Annotated in this window: 22 protein-coding genes; 14 read left to right on the forward strand and 8 right to left on the reverse strand. The window is 66.3% G+C overall.

What is annotated here, in order from left to right; genetic code table 11:
• The coding region (locus tag AC5RV2_RS01925; RefSeq protein ID WP_494090926.1) for a putative bifunctional diguanylate cyclase/phosphodiesterase at nt 1–1,637 on the forward strand (1,637 nt) is incomplete at its 5' end.
• 24 nt (nt 1,638–1,661) lie between these two features.
• Here AC5RV2_RS01925 and idi read toward each other — a convergent pair.
• Nucleotides 1,662–2,192, reverse strand: a complete 531-nt coding sequence (gene idi, locus AC5RV2_RS01930; RefSeq protein WP_494090927.1) for an isopentenyl-diphosphate Delta-isomerase — start codon at nt 2,190–2,192, stop codon at nt 1,662–1,664.
• Nucleotides 2,193–2,446: 254 nt separating this feature from the next.
• On the opposite strand from idi, the gene AC5RV2_RS01935 reads away from it, so the two are divergent.
• Complete coding sequence (locus AC5RV2_RS01935; protein ID WP_494090928.1) at nt 2,447–3,634, forward strand: CaiB/BaiF CoA transferase family protein; 1,188 nt, start codon at nt 2,447–2,449, stop codon at nt 3,632–3,634.
• Between the two features lie 22 nt (nt 3,635–3,656).
• Here AC5RV2_RS01935 and AC5RV2_RS01940 read toward each other — a convergent pair whose 3' ends face one another.
• Nucleotides 3,657–5,243 (reverse strand): PucR family transcriptional regulator ligand-binding domain-containing protein, encoded by a 1,587-nt coding sequence (locus AC5RV2_RS01940; protein WP_494090929.1) that lies wholly within the window; start codon nt 5,241–5,243, stop codon nt 3,657–3,659.
• A gap of 81 nt (nt 5,244–5,324) precedes the next feature.
• Between AC5RV2_RS01940 and AC5RV2_RS01945 the strand changes: the two genes are divergently transcribed.
• From AC5RV2_RS01945 to AC5RV2_RS01960, 4 genes are all read left to right on the forward strand, one after another.
• On the forward strand, nt 5,325–6,755 hold the full coding sequence (locus tag AC5RV2_RS01945; RefSeq protein ID WP_494090930.1) for an aminotransferase class III-fold pyridoxal phosphate-dependent enzyme: 1,431 nt from the start codon (nt 5,325–5,327) through the stop codon (nt 6,753–6,755).
• Between the two features lie 75 nt (nt 6,756–6,830).
• Nucleotides 6,831–7,991, forward strand: coding sequence for an acyl-CoA dehydrogenase family protein (locus AC5RV2_RS01950; protein ID WP_494090931.1), 1,161 nt, complete (start codon nt 6,831–6,833; stop codon nt 7,989–7,991).
• 27 nt (nt 7,992–8,018) lie between these two features.
• Nucleotides 8,019–9,488, forward strand: coding sequence for an aldehyde dehydrogenase family protein (locus AC5RV2_RS01955; protein ID WP_494090932.1), 1,470 nt, complete (start codon nt 8,019–8,021; stop codon nt 9,486–9,488).
• Nucleotides 9,489–9,495: 7 nt separating this feature from the next.
• Entirely contained in the window at nt 9,496–10,365 is an 870-nt protein-coding gene (locus tag AC5RV2_RS01960; protein ID WP_494090933.1) for a 3-hydroxyacyl-CoA dehydrogenase family protein, read from the forward strand.
• A 134-nt stretch (nt 10,366–10,499) separates the two neighbouring features.
• Here the strand turns inward: AC5RV2_RS01960 and AC5RV2_RS01965 are convergent, their stop codons facing one another.
• Nucleotides 10,500–11,267, reverse strand: coding sequence for a VOC family protein (locus AC5RV2_RS01965; RefSeq protein ID WP_494090934.1), 768 nt, complete (start codon nt 11,265–11,267; stop codon nt 10,500–10,502).
• Between the two features lie 31 nt (nt 11,268–11,298).
• Nucleotides 11,299–12,234 carry a VOC family protein gene (locus AC5RV2_RS01970; protein ID WP_494014511.1) on the reverse strand — a complete coding sequence of 312 codons (936 nt, stop codon included), beginning with the start codon at nt 12,232–12,234 and terminating at the stop codon, nt 11,299–11,301.
• Nucleotides 12,235–12,396: 162 nt separating this feature from the next.
• Here AC5RV2_RS01970 and AC5RV2_RS01975 point away from each other — a divergent pair, with 162 nt between their 5' ends.
• Together AC5RV2_RS01975 and purU are read left to right on the forward strand one after the other, a co-directional pair.
• Nucleotides 12,397–13,719 (forward strand): glutamine synthetase family protein, encoded by a 1,323-nt coding sequence (locus AC5RV2_RS01975; RefSeq protein WP_494090935.1) that lies wholly within the window; start codon nt 12,397–12,399, stop codon nt 13,717–13,719.
• A 140-nt stretch (nt 13,720–13,859) separates the two neighbouring features.
• Entirely contained in the window at nt 13,860–14,726 is an 867-nt protein-coding gene (gene purU / locus AC5RV2_RS01980) for a formyltetrahydrofolate deformylase (RefSeq protein ID WP_494090936.1), read from the forward strand.
• A 110-nt stretch (nt 14,727–14,836) separates the two neighbouring features.
• Here purU and AC5RV2_RS01985 read toward each other — a convergent pair whose 3' ends face one another.
• The gene (locus AC5RV2_RS01985; RefSeq protein ID WP_494014514.1) at nt 14,837–15,412 is read right to left on the reverse strand and encodes a helix-turn-helix domain-containing protein; all 576 of its coding nucleotides are present in this window, start codon (nt 15,410–15,412) and stop codon (nt 14,837–14,839) included.
• Nucleotides 15,413–15,703: 291 nt separating this feature from the next.
• On the opposite strand from AC5RV2_RS01985, the gene AC5RV2_RS01990 reads away from it, so the two are divergent.
• The 5 genes from AC5RV2_RS01990 to AC5RV2_RS02010 all read left to right on the forward strand — a co-directional run bounded on the left by AC5RV2_RS01990 (nt 15,704) and on the right by AC5RV2_RS02010 (nt 19,544).
• Complete coding sequence (locus AC5RV2_RS01990) at nt 15,704–16,537, forward strand: fumarylacetoacetate hydrolase family protein (protein ID WP_494090937.1); 834 nt, start codon at nt 15,704–15,706, stop codon at nt 16,535–16,537.
• Between the two features lie 4 nt (nt 16,538–16,541).
• Entirely contained in the window at nt 16,542–16,928 is a 387-nt protein-coding gene (locus AC5RV2_RS01995; protein ID WP_494069316.1) for a cupin domain-containing protein, read from the forward strand.
• The gene (locus AC5RV2_RS02000) at nt 16,925–17,692 is read left to right on the forward strand and encodes a gamma-glutamyl-gamma-aminobutyrate hydrolase family protein (RefSeq protein WP_494090938.1); all 768 of its coding nucleotides are present in this window, start codon (nt 16,925–16,927) and stop codon (nt 17,690–17,692) included. The genes AC5RV2_RS01995 and AC5RV2_RS02000 overlap by 4 nt, the downstream gene beginning before the upstream one ends.
• Before the next feature lie 67 nt (nt 17,693–17,759).
• The gene (locus AC5RV2_RS02005) at nt 17,760–19,154 is read left to right on the forward strand and encodes an NAD-dependent succinate-semialdehyde dehydrogenase (RefSeq protein WP_494090939.1); all 1,395 of its coding nucleotides are present in this window, start codon (nt 17,760–17,762) and stop codon (nt 19,152–19,154) included.
• A gap of 231 nt (nt 19,155–19,385) precedes the next feature.
• Nucleotides 19,386–19,544: a helix-turn-helix domain-containing protein gene (locus AC5RV2_RS02010; protein WP_494090940.1), complete on the forward strand. Its 159-nt coding sequence runs from the start codon at nt 19,386–19,388 to the stop codon at nt 19,542–19,544.
• A gap of 247 nt (nt 19,545–19,791) precedes the next feature.
• Here AC5RV2_RS02010 and AC5RV2_RS02015 read toward each other — a convergent pair whose 3' ends face one another.
• Together AC5RV2_RS02015 and AC5RV2_RS02020 are read right to left on the reverse strand one after the other, a co-directional pair.
• Complete coding sequence (locus AC5RV2_RS02015; RefSeq protein ID WP_494090941.1) at nt 19,792–20,307, reverse strand: flavin reductase family protein; 516 nt, start codon at nt 20,305–20,307, stop codon at nt 19,792–19,794.
• A gap of 1,038 nt (nt 20,308–21,345) precedes the next feature.
• Nucleotides 21,346–22,695 (reverse strand): acyl-CoA dehydrogenase family protein, encoded by a 1,350-nt coding sequence (locus AC5RV2_RS02020; RefSeq protein ID WP_494090956.1) that lies wholly within the window; start codon nt 22,693–22,695, stop codon nt 21,346–21,348.
• 144 nt (nt 22,696–22,839) lie between these two features.
• On the opposite strand from AC5RV2_RS02020, the gene AC5RV2_RS02025 reads away from it, so the two are divergent.
• Nucleotides 22,840–24,030, forward strand: a complete 1,191-nt coding sequence (locus tag AC5RV2_RS02025; RefSeq protein ID WP_494090942.1) for a PucR family transcriptional regulator — start codon at nt 22,840–22,842, stop codon at nt 24,028–24,030.
• A 3-nt stretch (nt 24,031–24,033) separates the two neighbouring features.
• Here the strand turns inward: AC5RV2_RS02025 and AC5RV2_RS02030 are convergent, their stop codons facing one another.
• The gene (locus AC5RV2_RS02030; protein ID WP_494090943.1) at nt 24,034–24,849 is read right to left on the reverse strand and encodes a VOC family protein; all 816 of its coding nucleotides are present in this window, start codon (nt 24,847–24,849) and stop codon (nt 24,034–24,036) included.
• Nucleotides 24,850–25,009 lie beyond the last annotated feature (160 nt).

The raw sequence follows: 25,009 nt of genomic DNA on the forward strand, positions 1-25,009 counted from the left end.
TGCCGTGGAGCCCGGACGGCCTCGACAGGACCCTCCTCGCCGCCGCCAGCGCCTCGGTGCGCGCCGACCGCGTCTCCTTGCGGCCGGAGGCGCCGCAAGAACGGGAAATCGGTGTCCGGATGCGCCGCTGGGACCACGGCGACAACTACCTGGTGGCCTCGCGGAACGGCGGCGCACAGTTCACGGAGGAAGACGAGCAGGTGCTCGACGCGCTGGCGCACGTGGGCAGCATCATGGTCCGGCACGATGAGCTGGTGCACGAGCTGCGGCTACAGGCGGACACCGATGCCCTGACCGGGCTGGGCAACCGGCGCGCGCTCTGGCAGCGGCTGGCCGAGATCAATGCCGGCCGTCGCCCCGGCGAGGCCATCGCCGTCGTCTATCTGGATCTGGACGAATTCAAGGCCGTCAATGACAGGCACGGCCACGACGTCGGCGACCTGCTGCTGGCCGCCACCGCGCAGCGGATACGCTCGGAAATCCGCGAGGACGACGTGGCCGCGCGCATCGGCGGCGACGAATTCGTCGTGGTGCTCCGCGACGTCACCAGCGAAGCCGGCGCGCGCGCCGCTGCCGAACGCATTGCCGCCGCGATCGCGCGCCCGCTCACGGCCCGCGGCAACACGCTGCGGGTGCGGGCCAGCATTGGCGTGGCGTACTCGGACCGCCCGGCGCCCAACATCGAGGAGCTGCTGCGCAACGCCGATTCCGGGATGTACGGCTCCAAGCGGCTGCAGCAGCGGCTGCGCGACGCAACGCGCGACGGCTCCGATGCCGAAGCCTGCCTGGCAGTGGCGGTTGAACGCGGCATCCGCCGGCACCTGCTGCGCGTGGCGCTGCAGCCCATCGTTTCCCTGGACCTGGATGCGATCGTCGGGTTCGAGGCCCTGGCCCGCTACGAAGACGACGAACTCGGCAACATCCCGGCCGACCGGCTGGTCACCGAAGCGAACCGGCTGGGCCTGCTCAACGAGCTGACCATCCAGGTGATCGACGGTGCGGCCGCGGCGATGGCCCGCATCAGCGAAGTCACCAGCGTCCGCTCCATCTCCGTCAACGTGGAACTGGGCCAGCTCGCCGCCGGTTCCCCCGTCGTGGACAGGCTTAGGCGCATGCGCGCCGAGGGGCCGGAGCTGAACATCATCGTGGAGCTGACCGAAAACTCGTTGGACAAGATGTCCGAGCAGTCCCGGGCGGCCCTCGTGCAGTTGCGCGGCGAGGGCTTCAGGATCGCCGTGGACGACTTCGGCTCCGGCTACTCATCCATGAACTCGCTGACCGAGTTCCCCTTCGACATCGTCAAGGTGGACCGCTCGCTGGTCAGCGGCGACGACGGAAGCGCCCGGGACGACGACGAAACCGCACGGAACATCGTGGTCAGCCATCTGATCGCCATGTTCACCGCGCTGAAGGCGGACGTGGTGATCGAGGGGATCGAGACCGCCGAGGCCGTGGAGTGGCTGGCCGGCTGCCCGGGTTTGAATGCGCAGGGCTTCTACTTCGGCCGGCCCATGTGGCCGGACGAAGTCATCGCCCGGCTGGTGACCTCCGGCACGGCGGCCCTGCCGGCCCCGACCCGCCGCGATTCCCGCCCTGCCATGGCCGGGCGGGAAATCGAACATTCGCCTGCTCCCTGAGGCGCGGATCTGTCCCTGCGGACGCTAGGCCAGGCGGTCCAGGGCCTGCAGCTGCAGCACGATCCACGGGCTGAAGGCCCACGGGGCGGCGGTCGCGGCGGTCCGCAGGTCGGAGGGGCGCACCCAACGGTACTCGGCCACCTCGTCAGCGCGCGGCGACAGTTCGCCCGAGGCCAGCGCCGTGTAGACGGGGCAGAACTCGTTCTCCACGATGCCGGAGGCGTCCACCGCGCGGTAGCGGAAGTCCGGCAGCACAAGCTTCAGGTCTTCCAGCCCGAGCCCGAGCTCGTAGCGCACCCGTCGCCGCACGGCGTCGGCCATCTCCTCCCCCGGGGCCGGATGGCCGCACGCGGAGTTGGTCCAGACGCCCGGCCAGGTCAGCTTGCTCAGGGCGCGCCTGGTCACCAGCACACGGCCCTCGGCGTCGGAAATATGGCAGGAAAAGGCGAGATGCAGCGGTGTCTCGCCCGTGTGGATCTCGGCCTTGTCGGCAACGCCGGCGGGCTTCAGGTTCTCGTCCAGCAGCACTACCTGCTCGGTTGTTTCCGCCGTCATGTCGGCCCGGACCCGGGCAGCTGCCGTTGCCGGGAGAGCGCCCGGCGGTCAGTGGTGTTCATACCAGCCATTGTATGGGCGGGCGGGAGGACCGCCGGCCGGGCGAGCGGCATGCTTCGGCACGAGTGAACGAGCAATAATTTAGCCTCACCCTTTGGACGAAACGACCAGCCCGTGGCCAACACATCCGATCCCGCGCCTGCTGCCCTGCCGTAGACTCAACGCCACTTCATGCTTGTTCGGAAGGACGGATTGTGCCTGACTCCCCCACTGCCGCTGCCCCGGCTTCAGCAACGAGACCCTTGGAAGGCCTGCTGGTGGCCGACTTCTCCCGGGTGCTCGCCGGTCCGCTGGCCACCATGACGCTGGCCGACCTGGGTGCACGCGTCATCAAGGTGGAGCGCCCGGGCACGGGGGACGACACCCGCAGCTGGGGTCCGCCGTATTCCCCGACCGGGGCCACCTATTTCGAGAGCGTGAACCGCAACAAGGAATCGGTCTGCCTGGATTTGGCGGATCCCGGCGACCGGCGCTTAGCCCGCAAGCTGGCGCTGACGGCCGACGTCGTCGTGGAGAATTTCAAACCCGGCGGGATGGACAGGCTCGGGCTTGGGTATGCGGACCTCGCGGCCGGGAATCCGGGCCTGGTCTACGCCTCGATTTCCGGTTTTGGGTCAGCCGAAGGTGCGTCCCTGCCCGGCTACGACTTCATCGTGCAGGCGGTCGGCGGCCTGATGAGCATCACCGGCGAGGCGGACGGCTCACCCTACAAGGCGGGTGTCGCCCTGGTGGACGTGCTGACCGCGAAGGACGCGACCATCGGGATCCTCGCCGCGCTCAACGCCCGCGCTGCCACCGGCCGGGGCAGCCGGCTCGAGGTTAACCTGCTGTCCAGCCTGCAGGGCGCCCTGGCCAACCAGGCCCAGTCCTATCTGGGAGCAGGCAAGGTCCCCCAGCGGATGGGCAATGAGCACCCGTCCATCGTTCCCTATCAGCTGCTGGAATGTTCCGACGGCCCGCTGGCCGTCGCCTGCGGCAACGACGGGCAGTTCCGGCAGCTGGCCGCTGTCTTGGGAGAGCCGCAGCTCGCGGAGGACGAGCGTTTCGCCACCAACAGCGCCCGGGTGCAGCACCGCCGGGAGCTCATCCCGCTGCTGGAGCAGGCCCTGTCCGCCGCCTCCGCAGCGATGTGGCAGGGCAAGCTCACCGGCGTCGGCGTTCCCGCCGGCCCCGTGGCCGGCATCGACGAGGGCATCAGGTATGCCGAATCACTGGGGCTGGCCCCGACCATCGAAGTCCGCGATGCCAGCGGGGAGCCCGCCGGCCGCCAGGTCCGCCACCCGATCTCCTGGAGCCCGGCGTTCGAGACGCGCACCGCTGCCCCGCCCGCGCTCGGCGAACACACCGCGCCCGTGCTGGAGTGGCTGCACAGCCTGGACTGAACGTCGCAGCTTGGACTGAACGTCAGAGCCCGCGCCGGCGGAGGGCCAGCCACAGGTGCGCCGCGACGTCCGGATCGTCGAGGCTGACGCCGAGCAGACGTTCGGCAACCGCCATCCGGTGGCGCAGCGAATTCCGGTGCACGCTGAGTTGGCGGGCCGTGTCCTCCCAGTGGCCCCGGTGGCGGAGGTAGGCGGCCACGGTCTCCAGCAGCTCGGCGCGGCGGTACCCCGCCAGCGCCTCGACCCACGCATCGGCGCGGGCCTCATCGTCGGACGCCAGTTCCACCAGCTTGCCCGCAGGCGCCGCGACCGCCGCACGGTGCACCGCTGACATCGCCGCCGCAACGTCCGCCAAGGCGAGGGATTCCGTCCAGGCGGCACCGGTCTCCGTGCCAACCGAGGCAGCTGTTGACGTGGACGTTGACGCGACCTGGGCTGCCTCGGCGCCCGCGCCGCCTCCCGACCAGGCCAGAAGTTCCGCGTCGGTTTCCCCGTCCGACTGCGGGTCTGCCGCTGCCCGTTCCGCGAGCCCGGCATCCAGCAGGAAGTAGGCCACGCCGTCGTCGGCGAAGCGCAGGGTACAGCCGGCCAGCGCCGCGGCGGGCGAGCCGCCGCCGTCGGCCGGCCGGAGCCGGGACACCGATCCGGCGAGCGCGGCGAGGGAATCCGCCGTGCCCATCCGCGCGGCCAGCACGCGGACCCGTTCCGGCAGCTGCCCGAGGTTTCCGTCGGCGGCCACTAAGCGGGCTGCCTCCACCTGGCCGCGGGCAACCAGCTTGGCGACGACGGAGCCGAGCACCGTCGTCGTCCCCTGCAGCTCCTCGCGCTGCTGGGCCTTCAGCGCCAGCAGGACGCAGACCGTGGTGATGATCTGCCGGTCGGCCTTGGTCAGGGTCCGGCCGGGGCCGATGGCCAGGAAGCCGTCGATCCGCCGTCCGACGAGGATCGGATACTCGACGACGGGAGCGCCGTGCAGCCAGAAGGTAGCGGCGGAATGGGTGCCGGCGACGTTAAGCCGCGTGGTTTCCAGCCTGAGGTGCGGCAGCAACGGCAACGCGCTGGCCGGCCAGACGGTGGCCTCCGCCCCGCCGTCCGCGGGCAGGTAGGCCGCCCAGCCACCCAGCGCCTGTGCCAGCCCCTGGACGACCGACGGCAGGGCATCCGGGCGCATCGTCGCCCGGGCCAGAGCTGTCTGCGTTCCCAGGTTCGCTATCAGGTCGGCCTGGTCACTCCGCGAGGCCAATTCCCAGAACATCCGCGAGACGTCCAGGAAGGGAACGCCGTCGGGGACCACCAGCAACTCCACGCCCTCGGCGGAGCAGGCCCGGACCAGCTCCGGCGGCACGCTGTCCAGCCCTTCCCCCAGCCCCAGGCCAAGGGCGGCGACGCCTTTGGCCGCCAGCCGGCGCACGTACCCGCCCACGGCGGCGGCACTTCCGCTGAGCGGGATGCCGGTGGTCAGCAGCAGCTCGCCGCCCTCCAGGTAGGCGCCCGGGTCTGCCAGCTCGGACACATGGACACCGGAGAGCTGGATCCCCGGCACCGGTCCGGGAACCGCCGGCCTGAGCGAGTCTCCGAGTTCATGGCTGAGCTGGGCAAGGGAAACCATGGACTGATTATCCAACACCACCGGCGCTTTTGGGCAGAACATCCGATGACCCCGTGCCCGCCGCGCGCTTAGCGTTGCCCTATGACCGATGTGCTCATCTCCGCGACCGGCGCGGCCGCCGCCATGCTCCCCCAGTCCCGCCACCTGGCGACGGCCATCCCCGGCCCGCGTTCCCAGGCGTTGCACCGGGACCGGCTCGCCCACGTCAGCGACGGCTTCGGCATCGTCCTGCCGGTCTTCATCGAGAAGGCGGACGGCGGCATCCTGCAGGATGTGGACGGAAACCGCCTGATCGACTTCGCCTCCGGCATCGCCGTGACCAGCATCGGCGCCAGCCATCGCCGGGTCCGCGAGCGGGTGGCCGCGCAGCTGGAGAGGTTCACCCACACCTGCTTCATGGTCACCGAGTACCAGTCCTTCACCGAGGTGGCCAGGTGGCTCAACGAGCACACGCCGGGCGACTTCGAGAAGCGCACCGCCCTGTTCTCCACCGGCGCCGAGGCGGTGGAGAACGCGGTGAAGATCGCCCGTTCGGCCACCGGCCGCAGCAGGGTGTTGGTCTTTGACGAGGCGTACCACGGCCGCTCCCTGCTGACCATGGCGATGACCGCCAAGGAGAACCCGTACCGGCTGAACTTCGGCCCCTTCCCGGCAGAAATTGTCCGGGCCGCCTCGGCCAATCCCCTGCGCCCGGCGGCACAGCACGACGGCGGGGTCCCCGCCTTAACCGCGGACGTCACCGCGGCGGCGCTTGCCTCGGTCGAGGCCACCCTCGTCGAGCACGGCGCGGACAGCTTCGCGGCCATGGTCATCGAACCCATCCAGGGCGAGGGCGGCTTTGTTGTTCCGGCCCCCGGGTTCCTCGCCGGGCTGCGGCGGATCGCCGACCGGCACGGCATCGTGCTGGTGATCGACGAGATCCAGGCCGGCATGGGACGCACCGGGACGCTCTTCGCCAGCGAACACGAGTCAGTGGCCGGCGACATCACGCTCACGGCCAAGGCGCTGGCCGACGGGCTGCCGCTCAGCGCCGTCACCGGCCGCGCCGACCTGATGAACGCCGTGCACGCCGGCGGCCTGGGCGGCACCTACGCCGGCAATCCGCTGGCCTGCGAGGCCGCGCTGGCCGTCTTCGAAGCGTTTGAGGACGGCAGCCTGCTGGCCAACGCCCGCGCCATCGAAGCCGCGGCGCGCCGGGTGCTGGAGCCGCTGGTTGCGGAGACCGACGTCGTGGCCGAATTCCGCGGCCGGGGCGCCATGCTGGCCTTGGAGTTCGCCGACCGGGACACCCTGGCCCCGCGGGCCGACCTGGCCAAGGAAGTTTCTGCCCGGTGCCACGCGCAGGGCGTGCTGACCCTGACCTGCGGTACCCATGGCAACGTCATCCGTTTGTTGCCCCCGCTGGTCATCGGCGAGGACCTGCTCGCCGATGGCCTGCAGGTGCTGCGGCAGGCAGTCCTCGACGTTGCGGCGGACGGGATGCCAACGTCGGCCGCTCCGGCATCGGCCTGACCGCCTGCTGCGAACCATCCTCCGGCAGCCCCACACCTCAACCCCATCCCCCGAACTCCCCAGAAGGAACGCCCCATGTCTTTGGACCATGACCTGATTTCGTTCGAATCCCTGCTCACCGAGGAGGAACGGCAACTGCAGAAGAACGTCCGTTCCTTCGTGGACAGCGCGATCAAACCGAACATCGCCGGCTGGTACGAAAACGCGGTGTTCCCGCTGGAGATCGTGCCCGAGCTGGCCAAGCTCGGCCTGCTCGGCATGCACCTGGACGGCTACGGCTGCGCCGGCCGCTCCGCCGTCGAATACGGGCTCGCCGGCGCCGAACTGGAGGCCGGCGATTCCGGCCTGCGCACCTTCGTCTCCGTGCAGGGCTCGCTGGCCATGAGCGCGATCCACAAGCACGGCTCCGAGGAGCAGAAGAACGAGTGGCTGCCGCAGATGGCCGCCGGCGAGGCCATCGGCTGCTTCGGCCTGACCGAACCCAGCGCCGGCTCCGACCCGGCCAGCATGAAGACCTTCGCCCGCCGCGACGGGGACGACTGGGTGCTCAACGGCTCCAAGCGCTGGATCGGCCTCGCCTCGGTCGCCCAGGTCGCCGTGATCTGGGCGCAGACCGACGACGGCGTCCGCGGCTTCGTGGTGCCGACCGACACCGCCGGTTTCAAGGCCACCCCGATCGAAGCGAAGCTCTCCATGCGCGCCTCCATCCAGTGCGACATCGAACTCACCGACGTACGCCTGCCCGCCGGGGCTCTGCTGCCGAAAGCCAAGGGCTTGCGCGGTCCGTTCGAATGCCTGAACGAAGCCCGCTACGGCATCATCTGGGGCGCCATGGGAGCCGCCCGCGACGCCTGGCAGACCGCTGTCGACTATTCCAAGGAGCGGATGCAGTTCGACAAGCCGCTGGCCGGCTACCAGCTCACCCAGGAAAAACTGGTCAACATGGCGCTGGAGATCAACAAGGGCTTCCTGCTCGCCCTGCACCTGGGCCGGCTCAAGGACGCCGGACAGTTGCAGCCCCACCAGATCTCCGTCGGCAAGCTCAACAACTGCCGCGAGGCCATCGAAATCGCCCGCGAATGCCGCACCATCCTCGGCGGCAACGGCATCACCCTGGACTACTCGCCGCTGCGCCACGCCAACAACCTCGAATCCGTGCGCACCTACGAGGGCACCGACGAGGTCCACACCCTGATCCTCGGCCAGAAGATCACCGGCGTCCCCGCCTTCCGCTGACCCCTCTCCGAACGCCAAGGAGCACGCATGACCTCTCCGGTACAGCTGCAGCACTACATCGACGGCGCCTGGGTTCCCGGTTCCGGCTCCCCCATCGCCAGCCACAACCCGGCGCGCCCCGACGAAGTTGTCGCCCAGGGCCTGCAGGCCGGACCTGCCGAGGTGCAACAGGCCATGGCCGCGGCCGTCGCCGCCCAGCGTGAGTGGGCCCGTACCCCGGCGCACGAGCGCGGCGCCGTGCTGCTGCGCGCCGCCGTCGTGCTTGAACAGAACGCCGAAGCCTGGGGGCTGGAGCTGGCCCGGGAAGAGGGCAAGACCCGGGCGGAAGGCCACGGCGAGGTGCTGCGGGCGGCGCAAGTTTTCCGTTACTACGGGAACGACGGCGACCGCACGGCCGGGGAGATCTTCTCCTCCCCACGGCGGGGCGAGAAGATCCTCGTGACCCGCAAGCCGCTCGGCGTGGTCGGCGTGATCACCCCGTTCAACTTCCCCATCGCCATCCCGGCGTGGAAGATCGCTCCGGCCCTGGCGTACGGCAACACCGTGGTCTGGAAGCCGGCGAGCACCGTGCCGCTGCTTGCACTGAGGCTGGCCCAGGCGCTGGCCGCCGCCGGACTGCCCGCCGGCGTGCTGAACCTGCTGATCGGCCCGGGCGCCATGGGCAACGCCATCGTGGAGCACCCGGCGCTGGACGGCTTGACCTTCACCGGCTCCACCGGCGTGGGCCGCCGCCTCGCCGCCGAGGCGGCCGGACGCGGGGTTCCCGTGCAGGCCGAGATGGGCGGCAAGAACGCCGCGGTCGTCCTCGCCGACGCCGACCTGCAGCTTGCCGCCGAACAAGTCATGCTCGGTGCCTTCCGCTCCAGCGGGCAAAAATGCACCGCCACGTCACGGCTCATCGTGGCCGAGGCCGTCGCCGACGAGTTCCTCGCCGTGCTCACCGAACGCGCCCATGCCCTGGCCGTCGGCGATCCGGCCGACCCCGCGGTGCAGATGGGACCCGTTGTCAACGACGCCGCCCGGAAGTCCATACACGACGGCATCGACGCCGCCCTCGCGCAGGGCGCGCGGCGGATCGTCGGAGGCCAGCGGTACGAGGATGGCTTCCTCGCCGGCGGCTACTTCGTTCCGCCGACCATCCTGGAACTGCCCGACGACCGGGAGCTTGACCTGTGGCGCGAGGAACTTTTCGGACCCGTGCTGGCCGTCCGCCGGGCGGCCACCGTGGAGCAGGCCTTCGAGCTGGCAAACGACAGCGAATTCGGGCTCTCCGCCGCCCTGTTCACCCAGGACGTTACCCGTGCCCTCGACGCCATCGACGACCTCGACGTCGGCATCCTGCACGTCAACTCCGAATCCGCCGGCGCCGACCCGCACGTTCCCTTCGGCGGCGCCAAGAAATCCGGCTACGGCCCCAAGGAACAGGGCGCCGCGGCCAAGGAGTTCTTCAGCCATACCACCACCGTTTATCTCCGCGGCGGCACCGCCGGGCTCTGAGGAACACATGACTGCCTCCATCGAAAACATCAAACACATCCTGGTCGTGGGCTCCGGTGCCATGGGCTCACAAATCGGCATGGTCGCCGCCCTCGCCGGCTACCGGGTCACCGTCCAGGACCTCGCCGAAGAGATGCTCGCCCAGGCCAAGGAGCAGCTGGCCGCGCGCATGCAGGCCAGTGCGGCCAAGGGGCGGATCAGCCACGCGGACGCCGACAGCGCGTTGGGCCGGCTGGCCTTCGCCACCGACCTCGCGGCCGCAGCGGCGAACGCCGACTTCGTCATCGAGGCCGCCACCGAGCGGCTCGAGATCAAGCAGCAGATCTTCGCCCGGCTCGGCGAGGTCACACCACCGCACGCCATCCTGGCCACCAACTCCTCCACCCTCGGCTCATCCCAGGTCGCCGCGGTGACCGGCCGACCGGAGCAGGTCTGCAACATGCACTTCTTCAACCCCGCCCTGGTGATGAAGTGCGTGGAGGTGGTGCGGCACGAGTCGACGTCGCAGGCCACCGTGGACACCACGATGGAACTGGCGCGCCGTTTCGGCAAGGAGCCCGTCCTGATCAACCGGGAGGTCCCGGGCTTCGTCGCCAACCGGCTGATGGGCGCCCTCCAGAAGGAAGCGCTGGCCCTCCACGCCGCCGGCGTTGCCAGCCTCGAAGACATCAACACCACCGCCAAGACCGCCCTCGGCCACCCGATGGGCCCCTTCGAACTCATGGACCTGGTCGGCCTGGACGTCATCGACTTCATCGCCCGTGCCACCTACGCCGAAACCGGCGACGAGGCGGACCTGCCGCATCCGGCCATCACGGAGCTTGTCGAGCAAAACCGGCTCGGACGCAAGACCGGCCGGGGCTGGTACAGCTACTGACGAATCGCGCCACGGTTTCCAGCTGAGCAGGCGCTGCCCGGCTACCCGTACCGCGCGCGAAAGGGCCCGCTCCATCCCCATGTACGGGATGAAGCGGGCCCTTCGGTGCTCCGGCGGCCGGCGGGACGTGTCCGTCAGATATCGCGGTCCAGCTGCAACGCCTTGAACGCGGCACCCGATGGGTCGGTCACCACCGCCCACCGGCCGAAAGCGATCGGCTGGTCCTGCACGTTCACGCCGCCATCGGCCGCCGCGGCGGCAGCCGCTGCCGCAGCTTGGTCAGCCACCACGAACCAGGCCAGCCAGTGCGGGGGCAGGAAGCCTTTTGCTTCCGCGGGGATGGCGTTAATGGCGCGCAGTGCTCGCCCCTCGGCGTCGCGGTAGACGCTCAGTTCGTCCTCAACATGTTCCAGCACGTTCTCCGGGAAGAGCGCGCTCTGGAAAGACTTGGCCGCTGCGAGATCATGGCTCATCACATCGACAAGTGCCAATCGGCCGAGCTCGGAGGACGGCCCGGATACTGCTCCGCCGTCCATGGCGGCGATGCCGAACAAAGGCCCTTCGGGATCGCGGAGCACGACGCCGTTCCCTCCCCCCGCCAACAGGTTCACCTCGTCCTCGACAACCGAGGCGCCGGCTGCAACTGCCCGGTCGACGGCCGCGGCTACGTCATCGCTTCCGAGGAAGACTTTCCAGCCGAGCTCAGCCGGACCGGCGGCAGAGTCGACGCGCAGCCCGGCGATCGGCACGCCGTGAAGGGTGAAGAGGCCTGCGTCGCCGTCCAGGTCGAGTTCCCAGCCCAGCAGCTCGCGATAGAAATCAGCCAATCCTGCGGCGCTCCCCGCAGTCAGCTCTTGCCAGACACTGGCGCCCGGTGAGTAGGTAGTGGTGGTAATAGTCACGAACAGCTCCTTAAAACTTAGAGGATTGGGCCTATTCGCCCAGCAGCGCCGGCTCTTTTTCCCAGATGGACTGCAGGGACTCGCGCTCGGCTTCGATCGATTCCTTGTCGAAGCGGAAGTAGGAGCGCGGCGGCAGCATGCCCCACACATTGGAGGAGTGGCGGTCGTCCGGATACTCACGCGGAACATGGGTTTCGTCCAGCTGCTCGATGTCGCAGTACAACTCGATAAAGCAGTCAGCCTCCGGAAGCCGGACGTAGCCGGCCAGGTTGCCGCCAATCCCATGGCGGACCGGGCCCCACGGCATGACCCGGCCGTACTGGGCGAGGTGGTCGAAGGACTGGCGGATCTGCCCCCAGTCCAGCATGTCGAAGGCGATGTGGTGGAAGTGTGCCTGGCCGGTGTTCACGAAGGCCATCACATGGTGGTCGGCGCCGATATGCAGGAAGGCACCGGCGTCTGGCCCCAGCTTGTCGGCCAGCTTCATGCCCACCACGTTGAGGTAGAAATCCACCTGCTCGCCGATGTTCGCGGTCAGGTAGTTCACGTGACCGAGCTTGCGCGGGGCGCCGATGCGGTGATTGCGGGTCGTCTGCCGCCACTCGCGCGGGTAGCGGTCCTGCCCCTGCTTCGGCCGGTATTCGACGAACTGGATGCCGTTACCTTCCAGGTCGGCAAAGGAGACTCCCTCGTCCGAGCGCGTGTATTCGACCCGGTGCTCCTTCAAGTGCTTCTCGGCGTCGTCCAATGTCAGTTCCGGCGCCAACTGGTAGGCGGCGTGAACGATGCCGGCCTCGGGGGCCTTCTGCAGGATCAGCGACGGCTTCTCGTAGTTGCACGCGAGGAAAGTCTGCTTGCCCTCGCGGCCAACCTCGGTCAGGCCGAACTCGTCCTGCCATTGCTGCGTGGAAGCATCCAGGTCCTCGACGCCCATGACCACATGGTCGATGTCATGCAGCTTGATCATTGTCGCTCCTTATTAACGGTTCCGGTGATGGCCGGCAGCCCGCCGGGCCCTTTTTCAGACCGGAGTGTTTCTTTTGCTGAACACGTACATTACTATAATAACCACGACGCCGAACGGCAAGACTTTGAGCTGCAGAGCAGTACCAACCTGAGGAAGGCAACCATGACAAGCCCCATGCTGGACCGAGAACCGGTCCTTCCGGCCTTTGACCCGGATTATCTGGACCAGTTGCTGGCCCGCGGCATACAGGTCATCCGGGTCATCCATTCCGATCTGTTCGGGCGCCAGCGAGGTAAGCAATATCCCGTGGCTTCCCTCCTCAACCTGGCCTCGGGGGTTGCGTATTCTAAGATGGCCAACGCCGAAGACCTGCTCGGGGTACCGGTGGACGACAAGGAATTCCCCGCCCTGGCCAATCATCCCGACCAGCACGCGTTCCTGGACCTGTCGACGGCGTTCGTCCCCCCGTGGGAGCCGGACTCCCTGTGGGTCCTCACGCGTCTGAGCGAGCACGGCCAGCCGTCAGCGCTGTGCCCGCGCAGCCAACTGGCTGTAGCCGCCGAACGGTTGCAGGAGGACCTCGGCCTCTCCGCCATTGCCGCCGGCGAACCCGAGTTCTATCTTTTCCGGAACGACCATGACGGCCGGACTCCCTATGCGCTGAACGGCGTCTCCTACACCATGGACCGGATTACCGACCCCGACGGAGCCGTGGGCCGCATGCATCGGCAGCTGATCGGCATGAATATCGGCGTGACAGTGGTGAACCGCGAATTCTCCCCCGGTCAGTTCGAAGTAAACCTCCAGCACGACGATGTACTCGTCGCAGCCGACGCCGCCTTCCTGCTGAAGACCGGAGTCAAGGAACTGGCCATCGCAGAGGGCCTGGAAGCCAACTTCATGGCCAAGCCTGTCAGCGGCGAGGAAGGCAGCAGCCTGCACGTGCACCTGTCCCTCTGGCGGGATGCAGACAACGTGTTTGCCGCCCCCGAGGGCACCCTCAGCCCGACGGCGCTGGCCGCCATTGCCGGCATCCAACTCCACGCCCCCGCGATCATGGCGTTCGCGGCCCCCACCGTGAACTCCTACAAGCGGTTGACCGGGGAAGGCCTGAGCCCGCGCACCAGCAACTGGGGCGAAGACAACCGCTTCACCTTCGTTCGCGTTCCGGCCGAACGGGCAGGCGCCACGCGGCTGGAACTGCGCGCCGGCGACGCTAGCGCCTCCCCGCATCTGCTGATGGCGGCCATGCTCCACGCTGCCTCCGACGGCATCCGGCGCGAGCTGACCCCGGATCCCATCGGCCAGCCGCTGCCGCGCAGCCTCGCCGAGTCCATCGATGCCCTGGAGAAGAACGAGGTCATGCGCGCTGGATTCGGCGACGAGTTTACTTCCATCTACGCCGCCCTCAAGCGCCGCGAAGTGCAGGCGTTCGAGTCGCACGTGACCGACTGGGAATGGAATCTCTACCGCCATCACGTCTAACCCGTACCCACACGCGCCGGAGCCTCTTGTCCCGGCGCGAGCATACTCCCGGGAGCCTCACGAGCTCCTGGCCCGCCCTGCCCCTGATTCGAGAGGTGATCGCTTTGCCAACGCCTGCTTCCACCCTGCCCGCCAGACCGATGTCCCCGACCGATACCGCGGACGTCGGGCGGCTCACTATCAAGTGCCCGGACCAACCAGGGATCGTCGCCAAGGTCGCCGATCTGCTCAGGAGGCACGGCGCCAACATCGTGTCCCTGGACCAATTCACGACGGGCGTCGAGGACGGCACTCTGTATCAGCGAACGGTTTTTCACCTGCCGGGCTTCGAAGCCAAGCGGGATCGGCTTGGCGCGGAAATCGAGGCTGAACTGGCCGTTCCGTGGGGAATGGAGTGGCAGTTGACCGCTGCCGAAAAACGCAAGCGGGTAGCCATCTTTGCCTCCAAGACCGATCATTGTCTGCTGGACCTGTTGTGGCGTCACCGCCGGGGCGAAATCCCCATGGAGATCGTCATGGTCGTCTCGAACCACGCCGATCTCGCCCACCAGGTCCGCCCCTTCGACATACCGTACTTCCACGTTCCCGTTGCAGGTGACAAGAAGGATGCCGAGCAACGGCACCTGGAGTTGCTGCGGGGGAACGTGGACTTGGTGGTACTCGCCCGCTACATGCAGATCATCTCCGCCGAATTTCTCGACGAGGTCGGCGTTCCCGTCATCAACATCCACCATTCATTCCTCCCTGCCTTCATCGGCGCCGGCCCCTATCAAAAGGCCAAGGACCGGGGCGTGAAGCTGATTGGGGCGACGGCGCACTACGTGACCAAGGACCTGGACGAAGGCCCCATCATTGAACAGGACGTCATCCGGGTTTCCCACCGGGACAGCACCGCGGAGCTCATGCGCTTTGGGGCCGACGTCGAACGGAGCGTGCTCTCGCGTGCGGTCACGTGGCACTGCGAAGACCGCGTGATGCGCGACGGCAACACCACGGTCGTCTTTTGATGCGCAAGGGCCCGCAGTAGGGCGTTGGCTGCCCGGGATGGCGTCCCCCGGTCCAGGAGAAGGGCAGAGCGGCCCCGGCTGATTCGGCCGGGGCTGCTCTGCCCTTGTGCCTATTGGCGTTCGTTGAAGGCTGCGGCCCGGGGGAAGGTATGGACGATCCATACAGAAGCGTCGCCGCCCTCCGCTTGCCACCGGTGCGTTCTGTCCGCGGCGTAGGTCGCGTAGTCCCCTTCGCCCAGGAGGACCTCATGGCCGACTGGCCCCAACCGGATTTTGCCGGAGCGCACGAAGACATGCTCGCGGGCACCGGCGCCGTGCGAAGGGGACACCTCATCGGCACCCTGCTTGAAGGATTGGGCGTGGATTTCCAACGTGCCGGCTCCAATAACTTGGCTTCGCAGAATGTGCCCCAGCGAAGCGGAGTCCGAGATATCTTCGCCCTCGCCATCGTGAACCACCTCGACCGGAGCGCGCTCGGGCAGCGCGATCAGGTCGGGCAGCGGCACGTCGAAGGTGCGGGCGATAGCCAGCATGGTTTCCAGCGTCGGGTTGGTCTGTCCCCGCTCGACCTTGAAGAGGGTTGCCTTGGCCACTCCGGAGCGTTCCCCCAGCTCGGTCAGCGAAAGACCATGGGTTTCCCGCAGGCGCCGCACGTTGGCCGAAAGCGCCTCTATATGGTCGTTCATCTGTCCATCCTCGATCCCGCTGGGTTTCGTTGCCGCAATATCAAGCTCTGATGAGAGTAACTTTATCCTCCTAAAGCCGCCGGGATTTCGGACTTTTGAGCAGAAACGAGGCGCTTCCTCCGCGCTTGGCCCGGCGATGGTGCCCTGAGCACGCTCAGCCGACGTAAGCACGTGCCCGCGCTGCCCTACAGCCCCGAGAGCCTGGGGCTATGGGACCGTCCCTTGTCTTTTTTACAAGGCTCTATATACTCTTAAAGTAACCAACCGCTTCACATCTACCGGAGGTCTCTCATGACTCAGGCAATCCGTTTTGCAACAAGCGCCGGCGAAGTCCGGTTTGGGCGCCTGGACGGCGAAACCATTGTTGACGCAGGCGCGGCACCGGCTGTCGGCTTCGACGGCTCGGCCGAAGCCTGGAACACCATCAACAATGCGTCCGGGGCGAAGTACCCGCTGCAGGACGTCAAGGTTCTCGCGCCGACCAACCCCGGCAAGCTCATCGCCATTGGCTTGAACTACCAGTCGCACGTTGAGGAAACCAACCTCAAGCACCCGGATGCACCCGTGGTTTTCGCCAAGTTCCCTTCTTCCATCACCGGCCCCAACGACACCATCGTGATTCCCCGCGAGGAAACCCGCCCTGACTTTGAAGGCGAAGTCGGCATCGTCATTTCCAAGCGCGGCTATCGCGTGGCGAAGGAGGATGCCTGGGACTACGTCGGCGGCTTCACCGCCCTGAACGATGTGTCCGGCCGCCGTGCCCAGCTTGAGACCCCCATGAAGCAGTTCACCTTGGGTAAGAGCTTTGACACGTTCACTCCCCTCGGTCCGGTTGTGGCGAGCGTGGATTCCGTGGACAAGGACGCGCTGGACGTGCAGACCGTCATCAACGGCGAGACCATGCAAAAGGGCAACTCCCGGGACCTCATCTTCGACATCCCGACGCTGATCGAGTACCTGTCCCGCGGAATGACCCTGGAGCCGGGCGACGTCATTGCTACCGGGACTCCCGGCGGAGTCGGCGACGAGCGCAAGCCTCCGCGTTACCTGCGCGACGGCGACGTCGTCGAGGTGACCGTCGCCGGTGTCGGCACGATCAGCAACCCTGTACGCGCCGAGGCATAATGCCATGAAACTCATCGCCTCAGGAAACAAGGACTACGTCTACGGCGGGAAGTTCACGGGGCCGGTGCAGCTGGAGATGATCCTCGAAGCCGCCCAAGACGGTGATCCCGACATTGCCCGCGTGCATTTCAACGACGGCGCGGTGACAAACTGGCATTCCCACCCCGGCGGGCAGCTGCTCTACCTGGTCAGCGGCACCGGCAGGGTGGGAAACAACGACGGCGAACACACCGGCATCGCCCCGGGAACCCTGGTTGAAACCCCGGTCGATGAAAACCACTGGCACGGGGCGGACGAAGGCGCCGACGCCGTCTGGCTGGCAACCACCTGGGGAGTCACTTGCTGGCATGACCTCTCCCCGCTGGAGCATTCCACGCTGGGGGCGTCGTGAACGGCACCCCTCCGGTGATCCTGGTCGTGGCGGACCGCAAGTCCGTCACGTCCGGGGCCTGGTCGGACATCCCGAACGATGCCCTGCCGCACACGTATATCCATGCTGTGGAGCAGTCGGGCGGCATGCCGCTGCTGCTGCCACCCACCGAGGTGCTGCGGGATAACGCCGAACGGCTGCTGGATTTGGCCGACGGCGTCTTCCTCGCCGGCGGCCGGGATCTCGACGCCGGCCTGTACGGTCGCTCCAACCACCCGCTCAACGACAAGCCGCTGCGGGTCCGTGACGAACTCGAAATCGCGTTGGTCCGCGGAGCACGCCGGCGAGGCATGCCGGTGCTTGGCGCCTGCCGCGGCATGCAGGTGTTGAATGTTGCCTGCGGCGGCACCCTGGAACAGCATCTTGCCGACCGGCTGGACATGACCCCGCACCGCAACGTGGTAGGCGAGTTTACTTCCCACTCGGTGTCCGTGGTCCCCGGCACCCTGCTGGAGAATGTCTTGGATTCGACTACCTTCGACATTGCGTCGCACCACCACCAGGCGGTGGAAACTCTCGGAGACGGACTCGTCGCCTCGGCGCATTTCGACGACGGCGTCATCGAAGCCATCGAGGCTCCCGGCGATGCCTTCACGCTGGGGGTGCAATGGCACCCCGAGGAACGTCTCGACCCGGAAGGCCTCAAGCTGCTCAGAGCTCTTGCCAGAGCGGCCAACCGCTTCCGGCAGCACCGCCAGGAACCAGCGACCGCACTTCAACACTGACAGGTCCGCGGGGGAGGCATCCGGCGATGCCCATCCGCCAAACCGATCTCACATCGAAAAGGATCCCATGACCCCCACACCTACCGCTGCCACGAAGAACAGTTTCGCAGTAACCAACCCGGCCACGGGAGAGGTATTGCAGAGCGTGCCTACCGCATCGGACGCGGAAGTCGTGGCGGCAATTGCGGCGGCCCATGAGGCATACCTGCAGTGGCGGGACGTACCGGTTGCCGAAAGGGCACGCAGGGTGAAGCGCGCGGGCGAACTCTTTACGGAGCGCACCGACGAGCTGGCGGCCATCATCACCCAAGAGATGGGCAAGCGCCTGGCGGAGGCGAAAGGCGAGCTGTCCATTGTCGCCAGCATCTTCGACTACTACGGAACCGAAGGCCCGGCGCTGCTGGCTGACCAGGAGTTCGCACCCCGCAGCGGGGGCCGGGCGCTGATTAAGAAGCGGCCGGTAGGTGCCTTGCTGGGCATCATGCCGTGGAACTACCCGCTGTACCAGGTGGCGCGCTTCGCGGCGCCGAACCTGGTGCTGGGCAACACCCTGCTGGTTAAACACGCGTCCAGCTGCCCCGCCTCCGCCCAAGCGATTGAAGAAGTCCTGCTGGATGCGGGGCTTCCGGCCGGCGTGTACACCAATCTCTACGCCGCCACGACCCAAACCGAACTGATCGTCGCCGACGACAGGATCCAAGGCGTCTCGCTGACCGGCAGCGAACGCGCCGGCGCCGCCGTCGCCGAGATCGCCGGGCGCCACCTGAAGAAGGTGGTGCTGGAACTCGGCGGATCGGATCCACTGATTGTGCTGGACAGCGACGACGTGGCGGCCACCGCCCGCAAAGCATTCCGCGCCAGACTCAGCAACGCGGGCCAGGCCTGCAACTCCCCCAAACGAATGATCGTCGCGGAGGGGATCTTCGACGATTTCGTGCGCGAGATCTCGGCCCTGGCCCGCGGCCTGGTGCCCGGTGACCCCTCCGACCCGGCAACGACGATCGCCCCGATGTCCTCGGCGGCAGCGGCAGACGAGCTGGCCGAACAGATTGCAGATGCGGTGACGCAAGGAGCCACCCTGCACACCGGCGGCCGGCGCCTGGAAGGTCCGGGGGCCTTCGTGGCGCCCGCCGTGCTGACCGGCGTCGTGGAAGGGATGCGCGCTTTCCGTGAGGAACTCTTCGGCCCGGCCATCGTGGTCTATCCGGTGCGGGACGAAGACGAAGCCGTCGCCCTCGCCAACGACTCCCCCTACGGATTGGGGGCCTCTATCTTCACCACCGATGAACAGCGGGCGCTGGACCTAGCGGAGCGCTTGGAGTGCGGCATGGTGTTCATCAACCAGGCCCCGGACTCCGAACCCGACCTGCCCTTCGGCGGGGTAAAGAAGTCTGGTTTCGGCCGCGAGTTGGGTCCGTGGGGCATGGACGAATTTGCCAACCTGAAACTGGTTCGCCTCTGACGCTTTCCCTAGGCCAGCGGGAAAACGCGCAATATGCCCCGGGGCTCCGCACCATTGATCGCGCCGGCTGCTATTCGATAAGAATGGCAGCCGGCGCCGTCGTTGGTGGAATACTTCATTCCGATACATCTCCTGCCTGGGACAACAAGGAGCCATGAAACCCGATCTGAGCGCCAACCTCGCCCGCAACGTGCCAAGGCGCGAGCGGCGCACGCTGATGCTGAATCAACTGTGGAGCGTTCGGGCATCGGGAAGGCCACGCTGTCGCAGATAGAGTCAGGCTTCGGCAACCCGACCCTGAGCACGCTCCGGAATCTGGCCGCGGCTTTGTACACCGATGTGGACAGGCTGCTTGCTGGCGGGGCCGCCAGGACCGCCGCCCCTCGATGACGGCGCCACGCTGTCATACACGAAACCGGTGTTCGCCATCGGGCCCGCCCACCGGATACGACCTCAGGGACCACTCCAAACAACAGCCCTCCACCGTCCAGCTCGACTCAAGCGCGATTTAAACGGTCTGGTCCCGACAGATCATGTGCTGACGGGACCAAGCCGTTTCCGATCGCCCTTGAACCACAGCAGGGAAGCGAGAGCGCGAGCAGGCAGTTCCGGCCCGTGGGAGTCCCTCCTGTGGCAGTCAGGCGGCCACGATGCGTCCGATGGACTGCCGGTGATAGACCATGGGCGGCTGGTCTGCGGTGCCCAGGTGGTGCACCGAAAACAAGACGAGGGTGTGGTCTCCAGCCGGAATCTCTTGATGGATGGAACACTCCATCCAGGCGGCTGCGCCATCGATAAACAGGGCCCTGCCCGAGGAAGCCCGGGTCTGCACTCCGTCGAAGCGGTCCCGGCTCCGGGAAGACAACTGCCAGGCCAGCGGACCCTGGTCTTCTGACAGGATGGAAATCCCGATCCGTTCACTGGACCGCAAAGCATTCCAGGTGTTGTTGTCGTTCTGGACGCAAATGGAAACCAAGGCTGGGTCCCAGGACACCGCCTGGAAGGACGAAGCGGCGAAGCCGGCGTTGCCCCCCTCGAGGACCGCGCAGACGGCCACTACGCCGCTGGGGAACTGGGCAAAGACCTGCTTCGCGTCCGCCCTCAAGGCATCCTGTCGAAAGTTAATGCTCTGATCGGTCATGCTAGCTGTCATGGTTTACTCCTGCTCCTCTGACTGAGGGACGTGCTTGATTGTTATCTCAAGTTTGTACTTGGCGGCTATGCCAAGCGATGTAGCCTTCGACAGATAAACCCCCGATCGTTGTGCCCCGTGCACAAGCTCAGAAACCCTGGGGTTATAGCCCATTAATGTGTGGCCGGTAGCGCCTGCTTCCCCGTGCTGGTGCGGCTAAATCCGGTTTGGCGTACCCCGGGTCCGGGCCACGGTCCAGTCCAGCTCGACGGGATCTACCTCTCCGGCGGCTGGTGCTGGCATGCCTGGGTGCGGGACCGGTTCCGCGGTAAGTGCGTTCAGCGAGAAGGTCTTTGTGGGTCGCGTGCCAGGCGTTCAGTGCTTTCAGCTAGGCCAAGGCCTCGTCCCGGTTCGGTGCTGGAACTTTTCCAAAGGTGCAGTCCAGGCTGCGGCTTTCTCGGTGTCACACCACTGCCAGCCGATCACATGACCGCCGGCGATCGCGAGCAAGCCTCAACGAACCAAACCTGGTGGTGCACCCACTACCGACTCCGCCGCGCCTACCAGCTGATGGCCCGCTGCGTCCGTCAGGAAGTGCTCTTCACCTACCTGCAGCCGACCTGGCCACTCTGCAGATGCTTCCACCACCAACCGCATCGAGGGCGGTATCAATGCCGGAATCCGCCACCTGCTGCGCAACCACCGCGGCCTGCCGGCAGCGCACCGCCAACGCGCCGTCGAGTGGTACCTCTACCAGCGCAGCGCGAACCCTGGACCGCCCTGGAAACTGATCCGGCCGGAACACTAAGGACCGGTGACAACCACAATGGGAGAAATCGAAGAGCAACCGCTCGGACCGGCCCTATTCGATGCCGCGGCCATTGCGGAAGAAGGCCACCGGGCATGCTCAGGATGAGCCATCAGAACATGACACACCTGAGCCAGACACACTTTTTGGCCTATAACCCAAACTTGGGATGACCGTCAGTCAGCCCGTTAAACGCGTCTTGTCCCGCCCAAGGAGCATGGGCGGGACAAGACAAAAGCCGGCTGGGCTGGTCAGGCGCGGAGGTGGGAGGTGCCCGTGTTGACGGAGAACAACTCGAAGGTGTCCGTGCGGGTCCGGGTGGTCAGTATGTCCCGGAAGTAGCGCTGCAACGGGGCACCGTCCGCGCTGTTCTGACTGCCGGCGTTGCGCAACATCAGTTCAACGGCCTTCCAGACTAACTCCTCAACCACGAAGTACACGCCGTTCAGCCTCATCGAACGTGATTCATCAAATGCTTCGATGCCGGCGGCCGACCGTGCAGCATATTCCTCGTATAGCCGGGAGCTGTTGACCAGAATGGACTGCGCCCCGTCGACGTACGAGATGGCCATACCCAGGACCCGCTGCCATTCCTCATAATCTCCACGTATGGACCCATCCTTGATCCACGGATGCCGGGTCTTCATGATAATTTTTTCGAACTCGTCGACCGCCGCGTAGCCCAGCCCGACGGACGTGGAGGCGACCTCACCCTCGGCAAACCCGAAGAACGTCCCGGCATAGACCGGGTTGTTGTGCAGCTTCGACCCGACGGTTTCGCCCAGGTTGGAGGCGGTCCACTTTTCCTCCGAGATGCAGTAATCGGGGACGAAGGCTTTCTCCGCCTTGATGCTGTTCGATCCCGAACCGCGCATTCCGATGACACGGCCCCAGTCGTCCTGGACTTCGTAGTCCTCTCTCCGCAGGATCATCCAAACCCGTCGTTCGGGGTCGTCAGGCTGCAAGCCGGGAAGGAAGGCCGTGGCCATGAAGTGGGTGGAGTACGGCGCCCCGGAGCAGTACCGCCAGAACCCGGTGACTTCCCAGCCGCCATCCACGCGCTCCACTGTTGTGTTCTGACTGTTGCCGCTGGCCGGACAGATGATGTGTCCGTGGGCGCCGAACACCTCGCGCTGAGCCCGCTCTTCGAAGAATGATCCCAGAGTCAGAGCATGGCCCGAGGACAACGAGAGGCACCAAGCAGTTGAAGGGCAGCCACGCGCTACCTCGGCGATCACCTGGTAGAAGGCCGAAACCCCCAACTCCAAGCCCCCAAACATTTGTGGCTGGAGCATCCGATAGAAACCATGCTCCAGGAAGTACTCATGCACTTCCTGTGAGTATTGTCCATCGACTTCCGTCTGGGCCTGCGCTTCCCGCAGCTTTGCGCGAATCTCACGGGCGCGTTCAAGGAGCCGTTCGAGCTCGTACCGAATCCGCGGGTCTTTCTCTGTTGGAACTTGAAGGCTGAACGGTCCGGCCAAGCCCGGCTCGACCGATGCTCCGGTGGCCACTGCTGGTTTGGCGGCGGTTTTCTCCGATGCCGACTGGGCGGGTGCTGTGGCGACAAATGCTCGTGTCATAGGGATCTCCTTGCGCATCACGGGATGTGACTTTCCCTCAAGTCTGGGAGTGCCCGACGTCACAAACAATGTCCGGCGAAGACAATCATTGACTCCGGGATGGTGCCTGAAGCACAATTTGTTCGACGAGGCGCTGCCATGGCAGTGCGTGGAACACAGAAGATGGATGCGTCGGTGTCTGGAAAAACTGAAGACCCTCCTGCTGACCTAGGCCAACATGCCGTGCGTCCTGCCCAGCAGGCCGGTACACCTTTGGACCAGGGCGCGGGCGAATCCGGCGTCTGGACTCTGATCCGTGCCGCGCGTCAGGGCGGACTGCAAAGCATCGTCGCGGCGCTGCGGCAGGCCCTGGGTGCCGACAGTGCGCTGTTCGATATCAACGGCAACACCCTGGCTGCTTCACCGTCCCGTACCATCTGGAATTACCCTCTGGTGTTGGAGGCGAGCCTCGGTGGCGATTCCGCCCTGCCGGTCGCAGCGGCGCGGGTCTTCGTGGACAATGAGGCCGTCGCGATTCTTGCCGTCCACGAGCCGACACCCCCGAGACGACTCCTGGCAGCGGCCGTCGACCTGGTCACCCTGGAGATTGGCCGGTTGCGTGCCCGCCAGGACGGGAAACGCGAGCTCACGCAGCATGTCATGGACGACCTGATCCATCACCGCGTCTTGGAAGCGGAAGCGCGGAGCCGGCTCCGCAGCATTGGCTTTGATCCCGAGTCCCGTTACCGCGTGCTGCTCGGCCAAGCGAACATGCGCCGCGAACGACTGCTCTCCGTGCCCTGGAACATACATACTCTGCTGAGCAACCAGCATGAGCCTTTTGTACGGGTCGTCGTCGACGGTCGCATCCTCATGCTCGTGCCCGAAGACCCAATGGTGGACCGGATTGCCGCGTCATTACTGAGCCATATGCAGGAGGTGGGCACCGACGGGTCCGTGGGTGTCAGTTCTGTCCACACCGGTGCGGCAGGCATCCGGGCAGGCTACTTCGAGGCTTTGTCGGCAGCCTCCGGTGGCCCGGGAGTCCGGCGGCCCGAGATCGTGGACCTTGGCCAACTGCTCGTGCTGACCAACACCACGCTGCCGTTGTCGGATTTAGCCACGGCCTCGCTAAAACCATTGATCGACTACGACAGCGGTCATGGAACGCAACTGGTGGCCACGCTGCAGGCTTTCCTGTCGTCGAACCGTTCCTTTGCGGAGACTGCTGAGGCGTTATTTATTCACCGCAACACACTTCGGTACCGCTTACGGCAGATCCACGAACTGCTGGGTTACGACGTCACGTCGACCCGCCACATCACCAACCTGTGGCTTGCGCTTCAGGCCCTGACCGGCCTGCAGGAACTGTAGTCCCTAGCCAAGCCCGCCCAAGTCGACGAAGTCGTCAAGCAAGCCCCTGATACCCCCGGCTTCCACCGTCACCGCAATCCTGTCATCGGCCTCGTAGTAGCGGCTGAGCCCGAACGTCTGGCCAAAGGGATCGCGGAGCACCGCATAGCGGTTCATCGTGCTGTTGTTGGCGGGCACAATGATCCGGGCACCTGCCTCAACCGCCCTTGCGACGGCGAGGTCCACGTCGGCAACATCGAAGTAGACGAGCCACCCCGATTCTCCCGCCTCCATGAAGTAGCCGCCGAACTGTACGAGACCTGCCACGATCCGACGGTCATCGTAAAGCAGCCGGAAGTCGTAAGGATCGTCGACCACGTCCAACCGATTTACACCCAGAACCGACTGGTAGTAGTCGGCGGCTGACCGCGTGTCTTTCGTCGAATAATCCACGTTCGTTTGCCCGACGCCCGCTCCGCTGACGGAACCTGTGTCTGCAATGCCCGTCCACACGTGCTGGCCGTCCACTACGTAGGTACGTTCATCGCCGCCGGGAAGAACAATGCTTCGCACCGCTCCCCCGGCTGCGGCGGAACGGCTTCCTGCCGCTGCGGCGTCAGCCAGGTGAAAGAACGGGATCCAACCGGAGTTCGGTCCGTCCGCATGCTGCTCCGTCACAGCGAAGATGCCACGCGCCCGCAGCATTGCGGCCGCGTCCCACGCACCGGCATCGACGTCTGTTGAACCGATCAGCCAGGCATAGAAATCCGAACTGGCGGCGGGGTCGGAGCTGACCAACTCCATCCCCGCCAATCGGCAGGTTGCGATCTTTGTGTGCACAGTTCGAGTATGCCGCATCTTGATCCGGCTGCGCAGACCTTCCCTGGCAAAGGGTCCCTTGACAGGCGAAGCCTGCCGTTGCGGCTCGTGTGAGACGCGGACACTCGTTCGCTCAGCGACGGAGGCGGCTTGTGTTCCGCATCCGGCCGCCTGTCGGCGG

It is taken from the genome of Arthrobacter sp. Y3225116, from assembly GCF_059091245.1.

Excerpts from the sequence above, each read along its gene's own strand:
- idi (WP_494090927.1), bottom strand. The coding sequence starts at position 2,192 with ATGACGGCGGAAACAACCGAGCAGGTAGTGCTGCTGGACGAGAACCTG.
- AC5RV2_RS01940 (WP_494090929.1), bottom strand. The coding sequence starts at position 5,243 with ATGGTTTCCCTTGCCCAGCTCAGCCATGAACTCGGAGACTCGCTCAGG.
- AC5RV2_RS01945 (WP_494090930.1), top strand. The coding sequence starts at position 5,325 with ATGACCGATGTGCTCATCTCCGCGACCGGCGCGGCCGCCGCCATGCTC.
- AC5RV2_RS01950 (WP_494090931.1), top strand. The coding sequence starts at position 6,831 with ATGTCTTTGGACCATGACCTGATTTCGTTCGAATCCCTGCTCACCGAG.
- AC5RV2_RS01955 (WP_494090932.1), top strand. The coding sequence starts at position 8,019 with ATGACCTCTCCGGTACAGCTGCAGCACTACATCGACGGCGCCTGGGTT.
- AC5RV2_RS01960 (WP_494090933.1), top strand. The coding sequence starts at position 9,496 with ATGACTGCCTCCATCGAAAACATCAAACACATCCTGGTCGTGGGCTCC.
- AC5RV2_RS01970 (WP_494014511.1), bottom strand. The coding sequence starts at position 12,234 with ATGATCAAGCTGCATGACATCGACCATGTGGTCATGGGCGTCGAGGAC.
- AC5RV2_RS01975 (WP_494090935.1), top strand. The coding sequence starts at position 12,397 with ATGACAAGCCCCATGCTGGACCGAGAACCGGTCCTTCCGGCCTTTGAC.
- purU (WP_494090936.1), top strand. The coding sequence starts at position 13,860 with ATGTCCCCGACCGATACCGCGGACGTCGGGCGGCTCACTATCAAGTGC.
- AC5RV2_RS01985 (WP_494014514.1), bottom strand. The coding sequence starts at position 15,412 with ATGAACGACCATATAGAGGCGCTTTCGGCCAACGTGCGGCGCCTGCGG.
- AC5RV2_RS01990 (WP_494090937.1), top strand. The coding sequence starts at position 15,704 with ATGACTCAGGCAATCCGTTTTGCAACAAGCGCCGGCGAAGTCCGGTTT.
- AC5RV2_RS01995 (WP_494069316.1), top strand. The coding sequence starts at position 16,542 with ATGAAACTCATCGCCTCAGGAAACAAGGACTACGTCTACGGCGGGAAG.
- AC5RV2_RS02005 (WP_494090939.1), top strand. The coding sequence starts at position 17,760 with ATGACCCCCACACCTACCGCTGCCACGAAGAACAGTTTCGCAGTAACC.
- AC5RV2_RS02015 (WP_494090941.1), bottom strand. The coding sequence starts at position 20,307 with ATGACAGCTAGCATGACCGATCAGAGCATTAACTTTCGACAGGATGCC.
- AC5RV2_RS02020 (WP_494090956.1), bottom strand. The coding sequence starts at position 22,695 with ATGCGCAAGGAGATCCCTATGACACGAGCATTTGTCGCCACAGCACCC.
- AC5RV2_RS02025 (WP_494090942.1), top strand. The coding sequence starts at position 22,840 with ATGGATGCGTCGGTGTCTGGAAAAACTGAAGACCCTCCTGCTGACCTA.